The following is a 21,910-nucleotide window of genomic DNA, read 5'->3' as shown; positions in this document are numbered from 1 at the left end:
CGTCGTCGTGTCGTCAGCCCTCCTCACCCGGAAGGCGGTCGGCGGCACGCACCTGGTGGAGGTGGATCAGGGCATCGAAGCCGCGGCCCAGGGCGACCTGGCGCAGCGGCGAGGGGTAGGCCGTGCCGAAGCTGTAGGTGGGCCGGGCCCGGCGGAACCAGTCGCGGGCCTCCGCCGGTGCGGTGCGCAGGTCCAGGAAGTAGTCGCGCTCGCGTACGCGGTCGAGGGTGTGCTCGTTGCTGCCCGGGGCGGCGGGCCCCAGGGCGAACTTCTTGACGTTCTTCCCCAGCGGCTTGTCATCGGGGCCCGTCGCGTTGAACGAACCCTGGTCGAAGGAGAGTCCGACGGCGACATAGCGTGACCCGAACTGGTCGTGAAGGACGGCCCCTTGGGACTTCGGGTAGTTCACGGGGTCGTTGCTGACATAGCCGATGTGCCCGTTGTGGGCGGAGAGCAGGACCTTGTCGCCGGTGTTCCGCTGCCACCAGGCGGTGTTGTCGGCCATGACCTGGTCACGGAAGCGCATGGCCGCCGAGACGCCGTCCTGCCGGCCGAAGTCGAAGGCGTACTGCTCGGCGGTCTGCCGCAGTGTCAGCGCGTTCCGCACGGCCCATCGGTATGCCTCAGCCGCCTCGTGGCCCGGGCCCGGCCGCTGCTTCCGCAGCAGGTCCAGGGCCCGCTGGGCTCGGTCGGCCTTCTCCTGCCGTTCGGCGAGCGGCTGCTCCAGACAGGCGCGCATGTACGGGCCGGTGGGCGTCGTCGGGCGCAGGTCGCGGTAGAGCCCGGTGAGCTCGGGCAGCAGGGCGGGGTGGGCGGCGCGGGCGTAGTCGAGGACCCGGTCGTAGAGGTCCGGGCCGGAGTAGGAGACGTCGTTGCCCATGAACCGGACGGGGTCGCCGGGGTGGGCTACGTTCCAGGAGCGCATCCACTGGACGAGGGAGAGGTATTCCCGGGTGTTCCAGAAGAGATAGGCGTCCTGGAAGTCCTCGCGCAGGACGCGCTCCGGGTCGCCCTTTCCGTGGAGGACGTAGTCGTTGAGCCTGAGGCCGGTGCTCCAGGGGGCTTCCAGGGCGTAGGTCCGGAAGCCGCGGTCCCGCACCAGGTGGCGGAAGACGCGCTGTTTGAGGGTGAAGAACTCATGGGAGCTGTGGGTGGCCTCGCCCATTCCCACGACGCGCGCGTCGCCCACCATACGGTCCAGGGGCCGCAGGTCGTCCGAGGGGCCGGACGGCTCGGTGGACCGCAGCGGGTGCGCGACGCGCTCGACGGCCCTGACGACGCCGTCGTCGTCAGGGCCGGTGTTCGCGATGGCCGGGGTGGTGGCCGCGGCAGTGCCCAGGCAGAGGAAGAGGGTCAGGAGGGCGGTCGCTTGACGATGTCTCATTCGTTTCACGCGTCCCAGCGTCCGCTCCGGGGAGGGGCCGGGGCCATCGGGCACGTCCCCGTCTTCCGGGTAGGGCTGGCCCCACCTTCACCGTCCGGGCACGCACGCATCAGCTGTCCCAATAGCCGCGAAAGTCAACCTGTATAACAGCGTGCATGAGACACATGACCTTACGCCGTTCCGCGTCCCTGGCCCTCGCCGTCACCGCGCTCCTGGGCCCGGCGACCGCCGCCACCGCGGTCGCGCGACCGCAGGCCGCGCCGTCCGCCACCGCTGCCGCGACCACGACGCCGGACCGTGAGGTGGTCGCCGGACTGGACCGGTACGCCCACCGGCTGCGCGGCGTCCGGCCGGGCGGGTCCGGCGCGGATCTGGAGGCCTTCGGGAAGGCGACCCGGGGCGCCTCCGTCGTCGGGCTCGGCGAGGTCTCGCACGGCTCGGGGGACGTCTTCGCCCTCAAGGACCGGCTGCTGCGGCACCTGGTGACGCGCGAGGGGTTCTCCGCCTTCGCCATGGAGATCAACTGGTCCGCCGCCGCCAAGCTGGACGCCTACGTCCGCACCGGCGAGGGCGATCTGCGGCAGATCATGCGCGACGAGTTCCAGGACGCGTACGGCCTGGACGACACGGAGGAGTACCTGCGGCTGTTCGGCTGGGTGCGCGAGCACAACCGCACCGGCGCGCACCAGGTCCGGATCGTCGGCATGGACTTCTCCGACGTCGACCCGGAGCAGTACGACGGCATCCTCTCCTGGGCCGGGAAGAACACACCCGCCCTCGTCCCCGAACTGCGCGAGCGGTACGCGGCGCTCCGCGCCGTGCGCGGCGGGGTCGCCGAGCGGCTGGCCGCGTACGGCGCCCTCCCGCTCGCCGGGCGCAAGAAGATCGCCGAGGACGCCGGGGCCGCGTACCGGCTGCTGGAGGGGGCCGGCAAGCGGGACGCCCGGGTGCTCCAGGACGCCCGGGTAGTCTCGCAGATGGCCACGTCCAACGCCTTCGACAGCGACGACCCGGCCCAGGCCCTCGCGGCCAACCGGTACCGTGACCGGACCATGGCCGAGAACGCCGTCTGGTGGCAGCGGAACACCGGCGGCCGGATCGTCGTCTCGGCACACGACGGGCACATCTCCTACGACACGGCCCTGCCGCACGTCTACCCCGTCACCATGGGCGCGGACCTGCGCGAACTCGTCGGCAAGAAGTACCTCGCCGTCGGCACGACCGCGTACGGCGGCGCCTACCGGGCCCGCACGGCGACGAACGGCGTGGGGGCGTTCCCCTTCGGCCCGGCCGCGCCGGGCAGCAACGAGTACGTCCTCGACCAGGTGCGCCACCGCGACTTCTACGTCGACCTGCGCGAGGCGCGCCGCGATCCGGCCCTGGCCGGGTGGCTGGACACGGCCCGGCCGACCTTTGTGATCCCCGGCCGGTACCCCTACCGGACGGCGTGGCCGCTCGCGCTGGGCCGGGGCTACGACATCGTCATGCACCTGCACGACGTACGGGCATCCGTCCCGGTGGCACGGCCGTAGCGGCCGACGGGGGGAGCGGCGGCGAGCGTCGCCCCTCCCCCCCTCGTGCCGGTAGTGGTGTCCCCCTACTCCCCCGGGACGATGTCATCTCCCCCTCGGATCCACCACTGTTGAGCCATGCGCCGTTTCCCCGCATCCAACAATGACAGGAGCATGCCTTGACGGACGTGACACGACGCGGAGTGCTCGCGGGCACGGCGGCGTTAGGGGCCACGGCCGCCGGGCTGTCCGCGCCGGAGGCGGTCGCCGCCGCGCCGGCCCGGTCCGGCCCGGCCACCGTCGGCCCCGACGACACGCGCTACCCGTCGCTCATCCTGCGCGGCAGCAACGCCCGCTTCGTCGGCAAGCCCGACTACATCCGGGTGGCCGACACCACCGGGCAGGTCGTCGAGGCCGTGCAGCAGGCCGTGCGCGAGGGCAGACGCATCGCCGTGCGCAGTGGCGGGCACTGCTTCGAGAACTTCGTCGACGACCCCTCCGTCAAGGCGCTCATCGACCTCTCCTCCATGAACGCCGTTCATTACGACGCGTCGCGGCGAGCGTTCGCGGTCGAGCCGGGCGCCCTGCTCGGCCAGGTGTACCGGCGGCTGTTCACCGAGTGGGGTGTGGCCATCCCGGCGGGGGCCACCGCCGAGGTGGGGGTCGGCGGGCATGTGCTCGGGGGCGGGTACGGTGCCCTGTCGCGCCGGTACGGACTGTCCGTCGACCACCTGTACGGCGTCGAGGTCGTGGTCGTGGACGCCTCCGGCAAGGCGTCGAACGTCGTCGCCACCCGGGACTCGTCCGGCCCCCTGCGCGAGCTGTGGTGGGCGCACACCGGCGGCGGAGGCGGCAACTTCGGCATCGTCACCCGCTACTGGTTCCGGGACCCGGCTGCCACCGGGTCGGACCCCGCCCGTCTGCTGCCCCGCCCGCCCGCGTCGGTCCTCACCTTCACCGCCTCCTGGTCGTGGAAGGACCTGGACGAGCGCTCCTTCGCCCGGCTGGTGCGCAACCACGGCACCTGGTACGAGAACAACAGCGCGCCCGGCTCGCCCTACGCGGGGCTGTTCAGTGTGATGATGCTGAACACCCGCAAGATCGGCACCCTCGACCTGGTCGGCCGGCTGGACTCCACCGGCCCCGGAGCGCGGCGGCTCATGGACGACTACGTGGCCGCGATCGACCAGGGCATCGGGTCCCGGCCCACGGTGAACCAGCAGACCCAGCCCTGGCTCGAAGCCCACGCGAACGTCTCCGAGTCGGCGCCGACGCCCTTCAAGGTCAAGTCCGGATATCTGCGCCGCCGCTTCACGGACCGTCAGATCGGGGTGCTCCACGAGCACCTCACCGGCAAGGCGGGCGACGAACTCGACGGTTCGCTGTGGCTGGTCTCCTACGGCGGGAAGGTCAACACCGTCCCGGTGGACGCGACGGCCGTCGCGCAGCGGGACTCCATCCTCAAGGCGGTCTATATGACGGGCTGGAAGGACCCGAAGCACGACGGCGCGGCGGAGCTCGCCTGGGTGCGCGACCTCTACAAGGCCGTGTACGCCGACAGCGGCGGCGTGCCCGCGCCCGGCACCGACAGCGACGGGAGTTTCATCAACTACCCCGACGCCGACCTCGCCGACCCCGCGCTCAACACGTCCGGGACGCCGTGGCACACCCTCTACTACAAGGGCCACTACGCGCGGCTCCAGCGCGTCAAGGCGCACTGGGACCCGAGGAACGAGTTCCGGCACGCGCTGTCCATCCGTCCGCCCCACTGACCGGTCCGTCACCGGCGCCCGCGACGACGTACCCGTATTCGTAGGCCAGGATCACGGCCTGGGTGCGGTTGCGGGCGCCGAGTTTGGCGAGGAGGTTGCTGACGTGGGTCTTGACCGTCTCCAGGCCGACTACCAGAGCCCCGGCGATATCGGTGTTGGCCAGGCCCCTCGCCATCAGACGGAGGATCTCCCGTTCACGGGCGGTGAGGGCGGGGGTGCCGCGCGGCGGCCGGGGCGGCGGCCCGGGGCGGGCGGCGACGAGCCCGCGGACGCGGTCCGGGAAGAGGAGGGAGTCGGTCGTGGCGACCAGGCGCAGGGCGTGGGCGATCTGTTCGGACGGGGCGCGTTTGAGGACGAAGCCCGCCGCGCCCGCGCGCAGGGCGTCGTAGACGTACGCGTCGTTCTCGAAGGTCGTGATCACCACGACCTTCGGCGGCGCGGGCAGGGCGGTCTGGAGCCGTCGCGTGGCCTCGATACCGTCGATGCCGGGCATCCGGACGTCCATCAGGACGACGTCCGGCCGCAGTTCCTCGGCGAGGGCCAGGGCCTGATGGCCGTCGGCAGCCTCGCCGACGACGTCGAGCCCGGGCAGCGCCGAGAGCAGGGTGCGCAGGCCGGTACGGGTGAGTTCCTCGTCGTCCGCGACGAGGACGGTGACGGTCGTGGTCACGGCGCCTGCCTCAGCGGGACGCGCACGGTGAGCAGCCAGCCCGTGCCGGCGGGGTCCGGGCCCGCGACGGCCTCGCCCTTGAGGAGGTCCACGCGTTCCAGGATGCCGGTGAGGCCCCTGCCACGTCGTGCTCCGCGGGCCGGCCGGGCGCGGCCCGGGACCGGGTTGGCGATCTCCAGCTCCAGAAGGGCGGGTGTGACCGTCACGCGCAGGCGGACCGGGGAACGGTCGCCGTGTTTGAGGGCGTTGGTGAGCCCTTCCTGGACGATGCGGTAGGCCTCCCGGGACACGGTCGCGGGGATGCCCGCCGGGTCGCCGGTGACGTCCGCGTGGACGTCGGTCCCCGTCCGGCGGACCCGGTCGGCCAGCGTGTGGAGGTCGGCCAGGGTGAGCGGCGGGGCGGTGGCCGCGCGCTCCTCGCGGAGGATGCCCAGGGCGTGGTCGAGGTCGTCCATGGCGGCGCGGGAGGCCTCCTCCAGGCCGGTGAGGGCACGACGAGCGGCGGCCGGGTCGGTGTCCATGAGCCTTCTGGCCACCGCCGCCTGGATGGTGGACGCCGTCAGGGTGTGGCCGATCGAGTCGTGCAACTCCTGTGCCAGCCGGTTGCGCCGGGCCATCCGCCGCATCTGCGACTCGAGCGCTGCGAGTTGTTCGGCTGGGCCGTGGCCGAGGAGGGCGGGGGCGGCGCGCCGGAAGAGGGCGGAGACGGCGGCGCAGGCGTGGCCGGCCAGGAGGAGGAGCGCGGCCGCCGCCGGGAGCGTCCAGAGCCCGCTCGCTCCACCGGGAACGTCCAGGGGGCGGACCACCGTGATCCGGTCGCCGCCGTTCAGCCATACGGCGGGCAGGGCGACGGCCGTGCCCAGCGCGAGGGCGGTCACGACCGTCAGCGCGCTGCCCGCCACCGTGTGCAGGACGAGCCACGTCCCCGTACGGAGCCGGTCGGCGCCGCGTGGGCGCGCCGCCGCGACGGGGGCGGGAAGGCCCGTGCCCAGCAGGCCGTTGGCCAGGCGGACGGAGGCGCTCCGCGCCGGGCGCGGGCAGCCGGCGGCGACGGCGACGGTGAAGGCGACCCACACGGCCAGGAGCACGGTGGTCCGGGCCGGTGCCGGCCAGTCGCGCGGGGCCGCCGCGGCCACGAGCGACGCGGCGGCGAGCGGCAGGAGACCACCGGCGGCGCCGAGCAGCCCGTGGAGCCAGGTTCGAAGGGTGTCGCCGCTCGTGGGCGGGCGGAACGGACGTATCAGGAGACGCACGCCCGGGAGTATCGCAGTGGCTTCCGGCGGCCCGCCTCCCCCGCGCGAGCGATACGTGTGCTCCCCCGCCGACGGGATGTGCCGGCCGGTCCGGCGCACGAGGCTTGCCGGGATTTCGGCATCGGCTTCGTGAGACGGGGGTTCTTTGATGGCATCGCGGATCGCAGCGGTGAGCACGACGAGCGAGGTGGGGCCGGGTGGTGATTCGGGTGGCCGGAACGGCGTGGTGGCCTTTCTGGTCATCTGTTTCACGGGGAGCTGGCTCTATCTGTACGCCGCTCATTCGCTGTGGGGGCTGTCGCTGGTCAGCCCGTTCGTCCAACTGCCCTTCGGTTTCATGCCCGCGCTCGCCGCGGTGGTGGTGCGGCGCCGGGTGACCCGGGAGGGCTTCGCCGGGGCCGGGCTGAGGTTCCGGTTCCGGAGCGCGTGGCCGTACTACCTCGCCGCGTGGCTGGGGCCGCTGGTCTTCGCCGCCCTGGCCGTGGGGCTGGCGGGAGCGCTGGGGTGGCGGATACCCGGTCCCTCCGCGCTCGCGGACCTCTCCGGCGGGCTGCCCGCTTGGGCGTTCGTCCCGCTGCTCATGGCGGTCGTCCCGCTCCTGACGCCCGTCTACTGGGGAGAGGAGTTCGGCTGGGTCCCTTTTCTGCGGCAGCGGCTGTTCCCGGGGCGTCCGGTGCGGGCCACGCTGGCGACCGGGCTGATCTGGGCGGTGTGGCACTATCCGTTGGCGTTCACCGACTACATCGAGTTCTCCGACGCTCCCCTCGGGCTGGCCGTCTGGACTGTGTCGTTCCTGTTCCAGGAGACGCTGCTCGGCTGGCTCTACGACCGCAGCGGCAGCGTATGGGTGGTGTCCCTGGCGCACGGCGGGAACAACATGGTGCTCTCCCTGCTCTGCGGCTTCCTCCTCGGTGAACGAGCCGGTCTCGGCGTGAACACCGTGACGCTGCTGACGACGGCTCCGATGGCCCTGGCCTGTGCCGTGATCGCCGTCGGCGCGCGCCGACGGGCGTCGGCGGGCAAAGTCACTTGCCCGCGGGCGGACGGCCGTGCGAACCTCTGACGACCCCTCAGTCACAGAAAAGGGCTGCTCGTGACACTCGGCATGGTTCTCGGCGACGTCCCCTCTCGCGCTTCGACGCGGGAGCGGTAGCCCGGCCTGCCCTGACACGACCGCCCGTGCCCCCGCACGGGCCGTTCTCCTCCCGCTCCTCGTCGAAGTGCTCTTCGTGCCCCTTGCGCGTTCGATCACGAGGAGTCCCCCGTGTCCACGATCCACTGGACCGAGTACCGCACGCCCTTCTCCGCCCGCTGGCACTCCGAGAACGCGACCCCGCCGCCCGGCCGGGTCGTGGTCGCGGACGACCGGATGACAGCGGACACCGCCCACCGGCTGGCCTGCGAAGGCACGGCACTGCTGTGGCGCGGTGACTTCCACAACGCCCGCCAGTTGCTGCAAGCCATGGGCCGCCGCGTCGACCGGAAGCCTCCCCGGCCGGGCGACAGCCCCGCCCGGTCGTTCCTCCTGCACCGCCGGGCCCGCGGACACCGGGCCCGGGTGCTCGGCAGGCTGCTCGTGCTGCTGGAGGACGACCACTCGCTGAGCCTGCGCAGGGCTCCCGACACGCGTCAGGCGTGCGCGGAGGCGTACGGGCCGCCGCGCGGGGCGACGGCGGTCTCCCTCACGGAGTTGCTGGGCGTGCTCGGTGCCCGGCAGTGGCGCCGGAGCGGGGTGGAGGTACCGGCGCTCGACGCGCGCGTCCATCCGCACTACGGGGTGTTCGCGCCCGTCAGGGGCGAGTACGTCGACCTGGTCGCGCGGGCGCCGCTCCCGGCCCCGGCGCGTGGACGGGCCGGCGGGCCGGCGGCGTTCGACCTCGGTACGGGGACGGGTGTGCTCGCCGCCGTTCTGGCGCGCCGGGGCGTCGAGCGGGTCGTGGCCACGGACAACAGCCCGCGCGCGCTGGCCTGCGCCCGCGAGAACGCCCACCGGCTCGGGCTCGCCGGGCGCGTCGAGGTCATGGGCGCCCCGGGGCTGTTCCCGGACGGCCGTGCCGGGCTCGTCGTCTGCAACCCTCCGTGGCTTCCGGGCCGGCCCGCCTCGGCCGTCGAGCAGGGCGTCTACGACCCGGGCAGCGGAATGCTCCACGCCTTCCTGGACGGGCTCGCCTCCCACCTGGTACCCGGCGGGGAGGGGTGGCTCGTCCTGTCCGACCTGGCCGAGCGGCTGGGGCTCAGGACGCGGGGCGAGCTGCTCGCCCGTATCGAGGACGCGGGGCTGAGGGTGGTGGAGCGGACCGGCACCCGGCCCCGGCATCCCCGCGCGCGGGACACGGCGGACCCCTTCCACGCCGCGCGCGCCGGGGAGGTCACCTCGCTCTGGCGGCTGACCGTCGCGTGAGCACGAGGCGTCGCCCCGTATCCCCCCATCGGTGTCGGGACCCCCGCCGACCGGCGGGGGAAATGGGCCCTGGGTCGTATCCGAGCATTGGCCATTCGGCCGTTACCGCCGGTCACACCCGGCATGAATTCTGAAGTCCGCACCGGGAATTCCACGACGGCCGCCTGCCATGGCCGTCGTGGGCCCTTTCCTGCCTCGGTGTCCCCGGAAGGACGGGGGCCCGACGAAAAGGATTCCGGTGCCGCTGTCGTGGACTGAAGAAGGGGAACGATGAACAATCGGATGGGGCGTTTCGCCCCGCGTCGTACGGCGATGACGGCGGTGGCGACGGCCGTGGTCCTCACGATGACCGGTGCGGCCGTCGCCGAGGCGGCCCCGCCGGCGGGGCCGGAGAACGGGGGCACGAGCCGGCAGGTCATGGCTCCCGAATACGTGCACATAGCCGTGGACAAACAGGGAACGGGGCTCGACGGTCTCAGGCGGACACTTCATGAAAGCGGTCTCCGGACCGCGGAGCACCTCGGTGTCCAGCTGGCGCCGGGCAGCGTGAAACTCGACCACCACCGGCATGTGTTCATGTGGGACTCGACCACCCCGAAGGGCATCGAGGGAGCCAACGAGATCGAGGCGCGCGGCAGCGCCGTACGTGTGAAGATCCGGTGGAACGAGCTCAAGGAACAGGGCGGTCTGCTGGGCCGCGGCAATCTCAAGGGCGACAACGGGAAGCTCGGTGGTAAGTCCACCAATGGAGCCTGGGCCCACGAGGGCGACATCCCGCGCAAATACCTGTTCATCGTGGGGGTCGACGACCCCCGGAATCCCGGAATGGGCGACTGGCTGGCCGGCAAGGGGTGGCCCGAGGGCCATGGCGTCTGCGAGACCGGCCCGTCCGGCGGCCGGTCGAAGCGTTCGGTGAGTGCGTGCGAGAGGGGCGAGCCGGACGGCACCCGTCCGGAAGGGACCCCGCCCGGCGAGGACGCGGCGAAGCCGCCCGTGGACCGGGAGCGGCCCGGGGCCGGCACTCCCGAGAGCACGGAGGCGCTGGAGGCCCGACAGGTGGAGGAGGCCTTCGCCCGGCTCGCCGCCAAGTACTCCCTGAACGTGGCCGGGGCAAGCGGCCGGAAGCTCACGCCCGCCGACGTGCACACCCGTATCCGCGGCTACACCAGCCTGTCACCCGCGGCGAAGGCCACCGTCCGGGCGAAGCTGAAGAGCGCCGGCGGCACCGCCAAGGGGGCGCTCCTGGTGACCGGGGCCGCGCTGTGGGCGAAGGGCGTGCACGACGCGTTCGCGCAGGACACCACCAGCCTCGACAAGGCCGCGGCCATCACGGCGATCGTGCCGTTCGTGGGCTGCGGGACACAGGCCGGGGCCGACGCCGAGCACGGCCGGGCGGATGCCGGGGACACCATCGCCTGCCTCGGCGGCGACGCGCTGACGGTGTCGCCGCTGTGGCCGCTGGGGCTGACGGTCCACGGCGCGCGCTACTTCAGCCAGAAGTGGCAGGAGGCGCAGATCCCCTCGGTGACGGTCTTCCAGCAGACGCGGGACAAGGCGTGGGAGGAGGCCTTCCAGGCGTTCCGCGCCGACGGCTTCGAACGGCTCGTCAAGTCGGCCCTCACGACCGAGCGGGAACAGCTGGAGGCCGAGAAGGCCGTGATCCTCCACGACGCCGCCGAGGAGATCGCCGCGGTGGAGCGCCGCTTCGCCGGGCCGCGCGCCGACGCGGCCACCGACGCGGACCGCGAGCGGGTGTCGGCCAATTCCAGGATCCTCACCTGGAGCATCGAGAAGCGGGCCCGGGAGCGCGTCGAGAAATTGCCGGAGCAGCTCCGGCGGCACTACGACAAGGCGATCCGGGACGCCCTGGTGGAGCGGGCCAAGCAGTACAACGAGGAGTTCGTCAAGCAGCAGGTGGACATCGAGCGCTGGAAGGAGGACTCCTGGCAGTCCGGGGTGGCCGGGCCTCGGCAGTCCCGCGAGGAACGGCAGAAGTACCTCGACGCGGTGGTGAACCTGCTGCGCGACACGCCGCCGCCCGTGCCGCACGAGAACGAGATCGGCCTCGGGGTCGACCGGGTGCGCGTCTCGCTGGAACGGGAGCGGAAGCAGGGCTGACCGGCCGGGAACGGTCCCGCGCCGCCGACGCGACCCCGGCGCGTCTGTCGGCCCGTCATACGGCCTCGCGCATAGGAGATGAGACGCACCGTCGCCCCGGCCGGACACGGCACCGGGGCGGCGGATCCGGCTCCCGGCAGGCCTCCCGGGAGCGGCGAAATTCCCCCTTCACCCCAAAGGTTCCGCCCGCCTTGCCGATTGGCTCAACACGCCTGTTTCTTATATCGTTTGGGGCTGACACCGCGAAAAAGGAGTGCCCAATGGCAGTCAAGTTCGAGCAGGTTGAAGAATCCGAAAAGGAAGCGCCGGGCGTCGAGCCGGTCTCCGTTCCGGTCGGCGGGCAGGAAATCACAACGTACTGGCGGCGTATTTTCCACGACGACCTCGATCCCGAGGTGACGGAGGACATCTTCACCGCCGAGATCCTGGCCCCGGTCATGGGCACCGAGGAATACGAGACCGACGAGGTGAACGAGGACGGCAGCCACAAGCTGGCCACCCGTCCGTGCATGACCCACGAGCGGCGTGAGGTGGACCTCGGCAAGGAGTCCATGGAGAAGCTCCTGGAGGCCCTGAAGCCGTTCCTGGACGCTTCCCGCGAGGCCCAGCCCCTCCCGCAGCAGGCCAAGAAGCGTCGCGCCAAGGCCCCCAAGGCGACCGCCGACGGCATCGCGTAAGGACTCGGGCGGGGCACCGGCCGCGCGCCTGGCCCGTAAAGGCGACCACTCGACCGGGGGTCGCCTTTTTTTATTTCCCCGAAAGGCCGCGCGGAAGCGCGGGGTGATGGGCCATCGGGACCGCACGAGTGGCCCGTGGGGTGATCGCCGTTCATCATGGCGGCATGCGCCGCGTCCGCGCCTTCCCGGGCCGGCGGCCGCCGGCCCGGGAAATTTCCTCCGGACGGGCCCGTCCATTTCACCCGTCCGAAGGAAAGGGCACCGTCCATGCCCCTCGACCCGGATCTCGCCGGCCTCCTCGACCGGGCCAACGCCGTCGCCGCCGCCCCCGTCCGGACGACCGACCCCGAGACGCTGCGCGAGGCCGAGCGGCGGCTGTCCGCCTCGACGGCGCCGGCCGAGCCCATCGCGGTCGGTTCCGTACAGAACGGCGCGGTGCCCGGGCCCGCCGGGGACGTCCCCGTGCGGATCTACTGGCCGACGGACGAGGGCCCGGTCCCCACGGTGGTCTACTTCCACGGCGGCGGCTGGATCACCGGCGACCTCGACAGCCACGACCACGTGACCCGCCGGCTGTGCCGGGACACCGGCGCGGTCGTCGTCGCCGTCCACTACCGCCGGGCGCCCGAAGACCCCTTCCCCGCCCCCTACGAGGACTGCCTCGCCGTGGCACGCCACGTCGCCGACCACGTCAAGGAGTACGGGGCGCGGCGCGATCGCGTCGCCGTGGCCGGGGACAGCGCGGGCGGCAACCTCGCCGCCGTGATCGCCCAGACCTTCCGGGACGAGGGCCGTCCGCTGGCGGCCCAGCTGCTCGCCTACCCGGCGACCGACTTCGACGGCGAATACCCCTCGCGCGCCGAGAACGGCTCCGGATACCTGCTCACCAGCGGGAACATCGCCGACATCCAGCACCTCTACGCGGGCGACGACCCGGCCGTGCGCGGATCGTCGCGGGTGTCGCCGCTACGGGCCCGGAGCCTCGCCGGACTGGCTCCAGCGATCATCGGCACCGCCGAGTACGACCCGCTGCGCGACGAGGGCCTGGCCTACGCGCGGGCCCTCCAGGACGCCGGTGTGAACGTGTTCGTCCACTCCTACGCAGGGCTGATCCACGGCTTCCTGAACCTGTTCCCGGTGTCCGCCGCCGCGGACGCCGCCGTCGGCGAGCTGTTCACGCGGCTCAAGCGCCGGCTGGACGGCGCGGCCTGACGGCGGTCCGCGGCCGCCCACGCGAGCCGGCCGGCCGACCGCCACCAGGGCCACCCGTTCACCCGAGCCGGGCGGACGCCCCGCGGGCCGGTGCGGCACGGTCGGTCTTCGTGCCGTGCCGGTGGTCCATGGGCAGCGACCGACGGAACAGCACGGGCACGCCGCGCAGCGGCCGGTCCAAGGCCTCCGACGTCTCCTGCCGCCGAACGCGTGAACGACCGCTCGGGGTGTTTGCCGCCGGGACCGGGCGGCCACTCAGGAAAGCGAGGTGGCACCCGAGAGTCCGACTGTCGCAGGGGCATCCAGCGTCGCCCCGCGGCCGGACCTGTGATGGCGGTGCCTGCTCGGCGGGCGGGTCGCGGGGGCACACGGTGAGCGATGCTCAGCCGGAGAACAACTGCCGTAGCTTGAGGGTGAGTTCGTAGACGCCGTAGGCGAAGGGGGCTCCCACCCACAGCCAGCTGAGGACGAACAGTGCCTTACGGCCGGTGGTCACAGCGCGACTCCCTCGTCCGGTGCGACGGCGGCACGTCCTTCCGCACCCGCCGGTTCATGGTGGCGGGGGTGGACGGGGCGTACGAACTCGTTCGCGGCGAACCCGAGGGCCAGCACCCCGATCATGACGAAGAAGGACGTGGTGTACAGGCCGGGCCCGGTGTGGCCGGCGGACTTCCCCGCGTCGGCGATGGCGTTGACGATGAGGGGGCCGAGGATGCCGGCGGTGGACCAGGCGGTGAGCAGCCGGCCGTGGATCGCGCCGACCTGGTAGGTGCCGAAGAGGTCCTTGAGGTAGGCGGGCACGGTGGCGAAGCCGCCGCCGTAGAAGGAGAGGATGACGGCCGCGCAGACGATGAGCACGGGCTTGGAGGAGCCGCCGGTCAGCGCGATCAGCAGATACATCAGCGCGCCGGCGCCGAGGTAGAGCCGGTAGACGTTCTTCCTGCCGGCGACGTCGGAGACGGAGGACCACAGGATCCGGCCGAGCATGTTGGCGAGCGAGAGCAGGCCGACGAACCCGGCGGCCGCGGTGGCCGTGACGGGCGAGGACGACTCGGCGAAGAAGTCCATGATCATCGGTGCGGCCTTCTCCAGGATGCCGATGCCCGCGGTGACGTTGGCGCACAGGACCACCCACAGGCACCAGAACTGCGGGGTGCGCAGGGCGGTACGGGCCGACACCTCGCCCGTGGCGGCCGCCGCCGGGCGGGCCGGTGCGGCGCCCGCACCCGCGCCCTCCCCGGCCCCGTCCGGTGGCACCCGGATCAGCAGGACGCCGAGCGTCATGAAGACGCCGTAGGCGAGGCCCATGACCAGGAACGTCTTCGCGATGCCCGCCGTGTCCTCGCCGAAGGCGGACAGCAGCGCGGTGGACCAGGGCGAGGCGATGAGGGCGCCGCCGCCGAAACCCATGATGGCGATGCCGGAGGCGAGTCCCGGCCGGTCGGGGAACCACTTGATGAGGGTGGAGACGGGCGAGATGTAGCCGATACCGAGGCCGGTGCCGCCGATGAGGCCGTAGCCCGCCACCACGAGCCAGTACTGCCGCGTGCCCGCTCCGCACGCGGCCACCAGGAACCCGGCGCAGAAGCAGAGGGCCGACACGGCCATGGCCCAGCGCGGCCCGTTGCGCTCCACCAGCGTGCCGCCGAACGCGGCGGACAGGCCGAGCATGACGATCGCCACCTGGAACGGCAGCGCCGACGCGGTGCCGGAGAGACCCAACGAGGCCTCCAGCGGTGGTTTGAACACGCTCCAGGCGTAGACCTGACCGATGGCGAGATGGATGGAGAGCGCGGCGGGCGGCACGAGCCAGCGACTCCACCCGGGCGGCGCGACGGTACGGGATCGGGCGAGCATGCACGGAACGTACAGCCCGCCGGAGCCGCGCCGGAAGAGCGCGGCTCCGGGCTACGGGGTGTGGCAGACGGCCTCGACGTTGTTGCCGTCGGGGTCGCGCACGAACGCCCCGTAGTACGACGCGTGGTATTCCGGCCACACCCGTGGGGCGTGCAGGGACTCGGCTCCGGCCGCGACGGCGGCGGCGTGGAACGCGTCGACGGCCGCGCGGTCGGGCGCCGTGAAGGCGACGTGCAGTTCACGGGCCGGGCCGTCGTCGCCGTCGGCCGGGACGAGCCACAGGGTGTGGCCGGTGGTGCCGAAGCCGACGTTCTCCCCGAAGGTCTTGGTGCGCCCGCCGCCGAGCGGCGCGAGGGCGACGTCGTAGAACCGCGCGCTCGCGGCGACGTCCCGTACCTGGATCGCTATGTGATCGAGCATGAACGTCAGCTTGGCATAACAGGCGTGAACTCCCCCGGTGTTATTCGATATTCCGCCGATCTTGATCGCTTCCGGGGAGCGGGCGTGGCCGGCCGGCGGCCGCCAGCAGGGCCTGCTCCCGTTCGGGTGTGATGGGCCGCGCCTCCCGGCCCGTACGGTCGGGGCCGAACGCCTCGTCGAGGCCGCCGGGACCGAACAGCCAGGCGGCGGTGTCGCGGATGGACTCCTCGACGGGACGGCAGCGCAGCCCCGCGGCGACGGCCTTGGCCGAGCTGGGCCGCCAGACCGCTGCCGTCTCCCCGTGCTCCGGTGCCCACAGCGGGAGTTCGCTCCAGACGGCGACCTCGTGCTCCAGCAGGGTCTCGTCGCCCACCCACACCAGCTCCGCCCCGCCGCCGGTCACGGCCACGCACGTGCCCAGGAACTCACCCCAGGTCGTGTTCGCGGGCGTACCGCTGACCAGGTACGTCCCGGCGTCCTCGGCCAGGATCCGGTCCAGGCCGAACACGGCGATGTCACGGGCGTCGACGAGCTGCATCCCGCGGCCGGGCGCGCCCGGCGCGACCATCCGGCCGCCGGCCGCGGCCCGGCGCAGCCACCAGGTGAGGCGGCGCGCGAGGTCGTGCGGCCCGATGATCAGGCCGGGTTCGAGGATCAGCGCGCGCCCGGGGAAGCCCTCCTCCACGGCCCGTTCGCAGCCGACCTTGAGCTTGCCGTAGTCGCCGTCGTCGGGGCCCGCGTCCGGGGCGCAGTCGTGCCGGGGCGAGCTCTCGTCCACGGGCTCGGCGGGCCAGCCGGGGCGGGCGTTGACGGAGGACACGTACAGATATGCGGCCGCCGACCCGGCCAGCGCCTCGACCGAGGCCTTCACGACGCGGGGGACGTACCCGCAGACGTCCACGACCGCGTCCCAGGGGCCCTCCCCGGCGAGCCGGGCGAGGTCCTCGGGGCGCTCGCGGTCGCCCCGGATCACCCGGACGCCGTCCGGGTCGGCTTGGGTCCTGCCCCGGTTGAAGACCGTCACCTCCCAGCCGCGCCGCAGCGCCTCCTCGACGAAAGCCCTTCCCAGGAACACGGATCCACCGATCACCAGAAGTCTCATGCGGCTGAGTCTGCGCGCGGAGGCCGCTGAGGGAACAGGAGTACGCCAGGAGCGGACCGGTTGCGCCACGGGCGAACGGGGAGCGGGGGCGGGCGGTCCCGCCGGCCGGTCATGCGGAGCGGCGGCCGCCCTGGGCGAGCCGACCGCCCGGGCGGCGGATACTGAGGGCATGAGCTCCGCCGCCGCCACCGCTCCCCCGTCCGGGCCGACAGGGCCGACAGGGCCGTCCGCCGTGTTCCCGGTCCCCGACGTCCTGGTGTTCCTGACCGGCCGCTGGACGGTCGACCGTACGCTCACCGACCTGGCCACTGGGGCGGCCGGGACGTACCAGGGCACGGCCGAGTTCCGGGCGGACGGCGACGGCGCCCGTCTGCTCCACGTCGAGGACGGCGAGCTGGACTGGAACGGTACGGTCAACCGCGCCGGCCGTACGCTCGGGCTCCTGCCCGGCCCGGACGGCACCGCCGAGGTGACCTTCGCCGACGGCCGTCCCTTCCACGACCTGGACCTCCGCACGGGCCTCTGGCACACGCGCCACCCGTGCGGCGCCGACCTCTACGACGGCACCTTCACGGTCGTCTCTCCCCTCGAATGGCGGGTGCGCTGGCGGACGGCCGGCCCGGCCAAGGAACACGTCCAGCACTCCGTCTACCGGCGTCAGGGCGGGAGCGGCGCGGGCGTTTGAGCCGTTCCGTCGCGCTTCCTCTGTCATGACCACGAGCCTCGCGGTACCCTGCGGGCCGTCCGTCGCCGAAGGGGTGGGCCATGGGTACTGCCGGCCGGTTCGATGCCGGGGCCGAGCACGAGAGGGCCCGTGCGGCGTTGCGGGCCGCGGTGGCCCGGCTGGCGGGGTTGCTGCGTGATGTCGCCGACCCGGGGGTGCCCTCGGGGGTGCCGCCGTGGACGGTGGGCGACGTCGGTGCGCATGTGTGCGCCGTCTACGTGGCGTACGGCTCCGCGTTCACGCATGAGTTCCAGGACTGGGACAGCGTGCTGCCGGTGGGTGAGCGCACCTTCGCCGAGCGGGTCACCTCGGTCAACGCCAAGGCCCTCGGCCTGATCGGCGAGGAGGCGCGCACGTGTCTCGACGCGCTGGTACTGGAACGGGGCGAGACGTTCCTGCGGGTCACCGAGGGGCTTGCGCCGGACGCGCCCGTCACGACGCCCTGGTACGGGCCGGACGTCGCCATCACCCTGGCCGCGGCCACCGGCATGATGCTCAGCGAGACCCTTCTGCACGGCCTCGACATCGCTCGTGGCGCCCGGCTGCCCTGGGCGATCGCGCCGGACGACGCGCGTCTGGTGCTCGGGCAGTCGATGCCGACGATGATGCCGTTCGCCGTCGACGCGGCGCGGGCGCGGGGCGTCCGGATCGCCTACGACCTCGCCGTCGAGGGCGGGCCGCGGCTGGCGGTCGTCGTCGACGACGGGGTCGCGACGGTCACCCGCGACGCGCCGCCGCGCGCCTACGACTGCCGGATCACGACCGACCCGAGGACCCTCCTGCTGATCGCCTTCCGCCGTATCCCTCTCTGGAAGGCGGTCGTCCGCGGTGCGATGCGTCCCGGCGGCCGCAGGCCGTGGCTCGCCCCGCGGTTCAGCGGCTTCTTCGTCAGTCCCTAGTCCCTGACGAGCACGACGACGGTGTTCTCACGTCCCCCCGGGCAGCCGGTACTCCGCGCAGGCGGCCGGCAACCTTACGCCCGCCAGCCGGAGCTGGGTGACGCGCGCGTGGAAGGCGGCGCCGTGGAGGAGGTGGTGGGCGATGGCGGTGACCTGGCGCCGGGCGGGATCGGCCAGGGCACTGCCGGCCGTCCAGGCGTTGAAGGCGCCCATGGCGGGCCCGCACCAGATCTGCCAGTCCCCCTTGCGTCCGGCCTCTCCGGTGACGGCCCAGCGCGAGGCCATGGCCAGGTACCAGCGGAAGACCATCGCCATCCGGAACTTGGCATCCCGCTCGGCGCGCTCGCGCCACGGCGGGTGGTGGGCCGCCAGATGGCCCGCCGTGTCGCGCCAGACCTCGTCGAGGGGGCGGCGCAGGACGCGTTGTTCCAGGTAGCGGCGTTCCTCGGGCGGCAGGGCGGCCAGGCCGTCGTGGTCGCGGTAGAGGCGGTACAGCCGGCTGGCGTGGCCGGGGAACATGGTGCCCCGGGCGAGGACCTGGACGGTCACGCCCTGTTCGAACAGGTCGGCGGCCGGGGCCATGACGCAGTCGGCCAGGCCCGCGTCCGCCAGCAGTCGTTTGACGGCCGGTGAGGTGCCGGCCTCGGTGGCGGCCTGGTTGACCGAGCCGGTGACGACGTACGCGGCGCCCAGCGCGAGGGCCGCCACCACGGCCTCCGGGGTGCCGATGCCGCCCGCCGCGCCGACGCGCACCCGCGCGGTGGCGGGGTACTCGCGGGCGACGCGGTCGCGCAGGCGGATGACGACGGGCAGCAGGACGGCGAGGGGGCGGCGGTCGGTGTGGCCGCCGGAGTCGGCCTCGACGGTGATGTCGTCGGCGAGCGGCACCGTGCGGGCCAGCGCGGCCTGTTCGGCGGTGACGTGCCCGCCGGCCACCAGGGCGGCCGTCAGCTCCCCGGGGGCCGGGCGGAGGAACAGTTCGGCGGTCTCCGGGCGGGAGACCTTGGCGACGACCCGGTGCTCGGCCCGTACCCCGGAGGGGCCCGGGTCGCGGTGGAGCCCGGCGAGGCGGTAGCGCACCAGGTCGGGGGTGAGCTGGACGAACGCGGAGGCCTCCACGCAGTGCACTCGGTGGCGCAGGCAGGCGTCGACGCAGGCGCGTTCCTGGCCGGGTGCCATGGGGCTGTGGATGAGATTGCACGCGTACGGAACCCCGGCGGAGCCCAGGGCGCGTTCCAGCCGTTCCAGGGCCGTGTCGACGCGGGCTTCGGGGAGTCCGGCGGCTCCGAAGGAGGCGAGGTGCCCGGCCCGGGCGGCGGCGACGACCAACTCCTCGCAGGCGATGCCACCGGCCATCGCGCCGGTCATATAGGCGTAGCGGACGCCGTGGTGGTGGCGGAACTCGGCGGAGCCGAGCCGGTCGGGGTGCTGCGGGGCGACGGCGGCCAGGACGGCGAGGCCGTCACCGGGGACGGGCGGCGCGTTCGTGGCGCCCACGCGGCCGCCGCCGCCGACGATGTAGCAGGGGCGGTCCAGGTCGGCCAGGACCGCGTGGACGCCGTCGGTGTCGTACCGCACCTGAGCGGGTGTCATCGTCGCTCCCCTCCCCCGCGTGGTCACGCGGCCTCCCCGCGGATGTCGGCCGCGATGTTGTCCACCTGGTAGATGCGCAGGTCGTCGCGCCAGACACTGCCGTCGGCGCGCAGCAGGACCCGCCGGTCCTCCCGGCGAACCTCGCGGATGTGCGCTTCGCCGCGCACCCGCCGGTGTTCGCGCAGGATCTGCCCCCGGTACGACCAGTGGAGCTCCTCGCCGACGGCGATGTGCGAGCGGGGGCGGACGAGGTGGTCGAGCAGGCCGGTGTGGAGGGCGTAGGCGTGCACGGCCTGGTAGAGCATCTGCACCCCGGCGGAGCCCGGCATCACGGGGTCCTGGAAGAAGTGGTGGTGGAAGAACCAGTCGTCGCGCCGCACGGGTTTGTCGCACAGGACGTATCCGGCGCCGTGGTCGCCGCCGCCGGGTACGAGCGTCACGTCCTCCAGCAGCGCGAGGCGGCCGCGCCCGAGCCGGAGGTCCCGGCGCAGGTCCAGCCGGCGGACGTCGGCGGGGGCGGGCGGGTGGCGTTCCAGCCAGGGGGGCCGGTACGTGCCGCCGTCCAGCCCTTGTTGCTCGGCCAGCAGCTCGGGGGTGAAGAAGCCGTGGACGGCCTCCCCCGCGTAGAAGGGCTCGCCGTCCGCGCGGAGCCGGAAGTCGTAGCGGTGCATGACGCCGCCGGGCAGGGGCGAGTGCGACCGCAGGGTGACGTGCTGCTCCACGGTGGTGCCCGGTGTGTCGACCGGCCGGAGCAGCCGTGCCCTGCCGTCGAGGTTGCGGCAGGAGAGGTGCCCGTCGGGGTACGCGCCCGCGACCCCGAGCACGCCGCTGAACAGCCCCGCCGCCTGGAGCGCGGTCTCCATGAGGGCCAGTTGCGGCATCGTCCCGCCGTTCTCCCGTACGTACCAGGGGTCGGCCGGGACGTCGTACTCGGCGAGGCCCCAGCTGCCGGGGCGGTATTCGCCCCACTCCCCGTGCCCGTCGACGACGCGGTCCAGCATGCGGAAGTCCCCTCGGGGCAGCCGGGGCCGGACCCGGCCGGTGACCCGTGTGGTGCTCCCGGGGAGCGGCACGGTGCCCAGGTCGCCCTCGGCGAAGATCGCGGTGTGCAGTTCGTCGGCGACCACGCGCCGGCCGGTGGTACTGGTGCGGAGGCTGGGCCGGCCGGGGTCCAGGGCGTCCTGTCCCGGCCCCTCCTTGAGTACGACGCCCACGTCCCGCAGCCGTGCCAGGGGATGGCCGGCCACGGTGACCTCGCAGTCGGCGGTCACATACGGCCTGGGCAGCATGCCGGTCGCGGTGAGCTCGGCCTCCAGCCGGAGTTCCGCGCCGGGCGGGACGGGGGTGTCGCGGACGTCCACCAGGACGGGCCGCCGGGCCGGGAGGGTGGCGCGGGCGCCGGGCAGGCACAGGTGGAAGCCCTGGTGGAAGGCGTGGACGCGGAGGAGTTCCAGAGCCGCCGCCACGCAGTGGGGCCAGGCCTCCCCGGCGCGGTCGGGCAGCCGGGTGGTGGCGTACAGCAGGCCCTGCGCGCTCCGGCCGCCGCGCGGGTCGACGAGGGTGACCGTGTCCAGCAGCCGGGCGGGCCAGGGCGCGGGCAGGACGGCGGATGGCCGGCCGCTCTGGTCGAAGGCGGCCCCGAGGACGCGGGCGATGTCACCGGCGGCGAGCGCGTCGAGGTCGGCGGCGGTCAGCCGGGTCACCGTGGCACGGGCCAGCGGGCGGGGGTCGGGCGGGAAGCGCCGGACCGGAGGCTCGGGCCAGGGGTCCTGGGGCCCGTGCGGCGCCAGGACGGCGAAGGTCCGCTCGGCGTCGCCGATCCGCCACTCCCGGCCGTCGCGCTCGACGCGCGGCGCGGTGTCCGGGAGTTCGGGCGCTTCGTCCAGCCAGGTGATCACCGCGCTCCCCGGGTACGGGCAGGTGCCCGCGGCCCGGAGCGCGCGGGCCGCGGCGGACAGGATCGTCGCCACGGCGTCACCGGGCTGGTCCGGTGCGGGCCGGGGCACGGGCGGGTGTACGGGTGGGTGCACAGGCGGCTGTACGGGCGGGGCGGGGGCCGGGGAGAGGCACGCCGGGCGTACGGCGCGGGCGAGCTGCCAGGCGATGATGGTCTGATGGGCCGTCAGGACGTGGGCGTGAGTGTGCTGGAGGCGCTCGGCGAGCCGCGCCGTGAGCGACGACGCGGCGTCCTGGCCGACGGCCTCCGGAGCGGGCGCCGGAACGACGGTCTCCGGCCCGGGAGCCGGAGCGACGGCCGGAGCATCAGCCGGTCGTGGCAGCGGAATCCCCTCGAATCCGAGTTCGTCCATGAGGATTC

17 protein-coding genes are annotated in these 21,910 nt (G+C 73.4%); 9 read left to right on the top strand and 8 right to left on the bottom strand.

All coding sequences use genetic code 11. The features are described from left to right. Positions 1-13: 13 nt before the first annotated feature. The gene (locus AB0E98_RS31235) at positions 14-1,384 is read right to left on the bottom strand and encodes an erythromycin esterase family protein (protein WP_361709216.1); all 1,371 of its coding nucleotides are present in this window, start codon (positions 1,382-1,384) and stop codon (positions 14-16) included. A gap of 155 nt (positions 1,385-1,539) precedes the next feature. Here AB0E98_RS31235 and AB0E98_RS31230 point away from each other — a divergent pair, with 155 nt between their 5' ends. Both AB0E98_RS31230 and AB0E98_RS31225 read left to right on the top strand, forming a co-directional pair. Continuing rightward, positions 1,540-2,916 (top strand): erythromycin esterase family protein, encoded by a 1,377-nt coding sequence (locus AB0E98_RS31230; RefSeq protein ID WP_361709214.1) that lies wholly within the window; start codon positions 1,540-1,542, stop codon positions 2,914-2,916. Between the two features lie 167 nt (positions 2,917-3,083). After that, on the top strand, positions 3,084-4,667 hold the full coding sequence (locus AB0E98_RS31225; protein WP_361709243.1) for an FAD-binding protein: 1,584 nt from the start codon (positions 3,084-3,086) through the stop codon (positions 4,665-4,667). Here the strand turns inward: AB0E98_RS31225 and AB0E98_RS31220 are convergent. Both AB0E98_RS31220 and AB0E98_RS31215 read right to left on the bottom strand, forming a co-directional pair. Beyond that, positions 4,603-5,337 carry a response regulator transcription factor gene (locus AB0E98_RS31220; RefSeq protein ID WP_361709211.1) on the bottom strand — a complete coding sequence of 245 codons (735 nt, stop codon included), beginning with the start codon at positions 5,335-5,337 and terminating at the stop codon, positions 4,603-4,605. The two genes, AB0E98_RS31225 and AB0E98_RS31220, sit on opposite strands and share 65 nt — an antisense overlap. Further along, positions 5,334-6,590 carry a histidine kinase gene (locus tag AB0E98_RS31215; RefSeq protein WP_361709209.1) on the bottom strand — a complete coding sequence of 419 codons (1,257 nt, stop codon included), beginning with the start codon at positions 6,588-6,590 and terminating at the stop codon, positions 5,334-5,336. Before AB0E98_RS31215 ends, AB0E98_RS31220 begins: the two co-directional genes overlap by 4 nt. A 169-nt stretch (positions 6,591-6,759) precedes the next feature. Here AB0E98_RS31215 and AB0E98_RS31210 point away from each other — a divergent pair, with 169 nt between their 5' ends. From AB0E98_RS31210 to AB0E98_RS31190, 5 genes are all read left to right on the top strand, one after another. Continuing rightward, positions 6,760-7,653, top strand: a complete 894-nt coding sequence (locus AB0E98_RS31210; protein WP_361709207.1) for a CPBP family intramembrane glutamic endopeptidase — start codon at positions 6,760-6,762, stop codon at positions 7,651-7,653. A 201-nt stretch (positions 7,654-7,854) separates the two neighbouring features. Further along, positions 7,855-8,991 (top strand): class I SAM-dependent methyltransferase, encoded by a 1,137-nt coding sequence (locus AB0E98_RS31205; protein WP_361709206.1) that lies wholly within the window; start codon positions 7,855-7,857, stop codon positions 8,989-8,991. Between the two features lie 270 nt (positions 8,992-9,261). Then, positions 9,262-11,109 carry a hypothetical protein gene (locus tag AB0E98_RS31200; RefSeq protein ID WP_361709204.1) on the top strand — a complete coding sequence of 616 codons (1,848 nt, stop codon included), beginning with the start codon at positions 9,262-9,264 and terminating at the stop codon, positions 11,107-11,109. A 260-nt stretch (positions 11,110-11,369) separates the two neighbouring features. After that, the gene (locus tag AB0E98_RS31195) at positions 11,370-11,786 is read left to right on the top strand and encodes a hypothetical protein (protein ID WP_361709202.1); all 417 of its coding nucleotides are present in this window, start codon (positions 11,370-11,372) and stop codon (positions 11,784-11,786) included. A gap of 267 nt (positions 11,787-12,053) precedes the next feature. Further along, positions 12,054-12,998, top strand: coding sequence for an alpha/beta hydrolase (locus AB0E98_RS31190; RefSeq protein WP_361709199.1), 945 nt, complete (start codon positions 12,054-12,056; stop codon positions 12,996-12,998). Between the two features lie 492 nt (positions 12,999-13,490). On the opposite strand, the gene AB0E98_RS31185 is transcribed toward AB0E98_RS31190, so the two are convergent. The 3 genes from AB0E98_RS31185 to AB0E98_RS31175 are packed head-to-tail and all read right to left on the bottom strand — an operon-like array spanning position 13,491 to position 16,377. Continuing rightward, positions 13,491-14,855, bottom strand: coding sequence for an OFA family MFS transporter (locus AB0E98_RS31185; RefSeq protein ID WP_361709197.1), 1,365 nt, complete (start codon positions 14,853-14,855; stop codon positions 13,491-13,493). Positions 14,856-14,906: 51 nt separating this feature from the next. Next, positions 14,907-15,275 (bottom strand): VOC family protein, encoded by a 369-nt coding sequence (locus AB0E98_RS31180; RefSeq protein ID WP_361709195.1) that lies wholly within the window; start codon positions 15,273-15,275, stop codon positions 14,907-14,909. 40 nt (positions 15,276-15,315) lie between these two features. Continuing rightward, positions 15,316-16,377 (bottom strand): NAD-dependent epimerase/dehydratase family protein, encoded by a 1,062-nt coding sequence (locus AB0E98_RS31175; RefSeq protein ID WP_361709193.1) that lies wholly within the window; start codon positions 16,375-16,377, stop codon positions 15,316-15,318. 169 nt (positions 16,378-16,546) lie between these two features. On the opposite strand from AB0E98_RS31175, the gene AB0E98_RS31170 reads away from it, so the two are divergent. Both AB0E98_RS31170 and AB0E98_RS31165 read left to right on the top strand, forming a co-directional pair. Continuing rightward, positions 16,547-17,062 carry a DUF6314 family protein gene (locus AB0E98_RS31170; RefSeq protein WP_361709192.1) on the top strand — a complete coding sequence of 172 codons (516 nt, stop codon included), beginning with the start codon at positions 16,547-16,549 and terminating at the stop codon, positions 17,060-17,062. Positions 17,063-17,142: 80 nt separating this feature from the next. Next, on the top strand, positions 17,143-18,000 hold the full coding sequence (locus AB0E98_RS31165) for a maleylpyruvate isomerase N-terminal domain-containing protein (RefSeq protein WP_361709189.1): 858 nt from the start codon (positions 17,143-17,145) through the stop codon (positions 17,998-18,000). 27 nt (positions 18,001-18,027) lie between these two features. Here AB0E98_RS31165 and AB0E98_RS31160 read toward each other — a convergent pair whose 3' ends face one another. Then, positions 18,028-19,593 (bottom strand): PfaD family polyunsaturated fatty acid/polyketide biosynthesis protein, encoded by a 1,566-nt coding sequence (locus AB0E98_RS31160; RefSeq protein ID WP_361709188.1) that lies wholly within the window; start codon positions 19,591-19,593, stop codon positions 18,028-18,030. A gap of 23 nt (positions 19,594-19,616) precedes the next feature. Further along, positions 19,617-21,902: a 3-hydroxyacyl-ACP dehydratase gene (locus tag AB0E98_RS31155; RefSeq protein WP_361709185.1), complete on the bottom strand. Its 2,286-nt coding sequence runs from the start codon at positions 21,900-21,902 to the stop codon at positions 19,617-19,619. Positions 21,903-21,910: the final 8 nt, after the last annotated feature.

The sequence above is a fragment of the Streptomyces sp. NPDC037389 genome, assembly GCF_040636475.1.
GTDB lineage: Bacteria > Actinomycetota > Actinomycetes > Streptomycetales > Streptomycetaceae > Streptomyces > Streptomyces hesseae.
The sequence above is the reverse complement of the archived record's forward strand: the minus strand, read 5'-3'. Positions and strand labels throughout refer to the sequence as shown.

Coding starts and splice junctions, on each gene's coding strand:
- AB0E98_RS31155 (WP_361709185.1), bottom strand. CDS start 21,902: ATGGACGAACTCGGATTCGAGGGGATTCCGCTGCCACGACCGGCTGAT.
- AB0E98_RS31195 (WP_361709202.1), top strand. CDS start 11,370: ATGGCAGTCAAGTTCGAGCAGGTTGAAGAATCCGAAAAGGAAGCGCCG.
- AB0E98_RS31235 (WP_361709216.1), bottom strand. CDS start 1,384: ATGAGACATCGTCAAGCGACCGCCCTCCTGACCCTCTTCCTCTGCCTG.
- AB0E98_RS31185 (WP_361709197.1), bottom strand. CDS start 14,855: ATGCTCGCCCGATCCCGTACCGTCGCGCCGCCCGGGTGGAGTCGCTGG.
- AB0E98_RS31170 (WP_361709192.1), top strand. CDS start 16,547: ATGAGCTCCGCCGCCGCCACCGCTCCCCCGTCCGGGCCGACAGGGCCG.
- AB0E98_RS31160 (WP_361709188.1), bottom strand. CDS start 19,593: ATGACACCCGCTCAGGTGCGGTACGACACCGACGGCGTCCACGCGGTC.
- AB0E98_RS31190 (WP_361709199.1), top strand. CDS start 12,054: ATGCCCCTCGACCCGGATCTCGCCGGCCTCCTCGACCGGGCCAACGCC.
- AB0E98_RS31200 (WP_361709204.1), top strand. CDS start 9,262: ATGAACAATCGGATGGGGCGTTTCGCCCCGCGTCGTACGGCGATGACG.
- AB0E98_RS31175 (WP_361709193.1), bottom strand. CDS start 16,377: ATGAGACTTCTGGTGATCGGTGGATCCGTGTTCCTGGGAAGGGCTTTC.
- AB0E98_RS31230 (WP_361709214.1), top strand. CDS start 1,540: ATGAGACACATGACCTTACGCCGTTCCGCGTCCCTGGCCCTCGCCGTC.
- AB0E98_RS31180 (WP_361709195.1), bottom strand. CDS start 15,275: ATGCTCGATCACATAGCGATCCAGGTACGGGACGTCGCCGCGAGCGCG.
- AB0E98_RS31165 (WP_361709189.1), top strand. CDS start 17,143: ATGGGTACTGCCGGCCGGTTCGATGCCGGGGCCGAGCACGAGAGGGCC.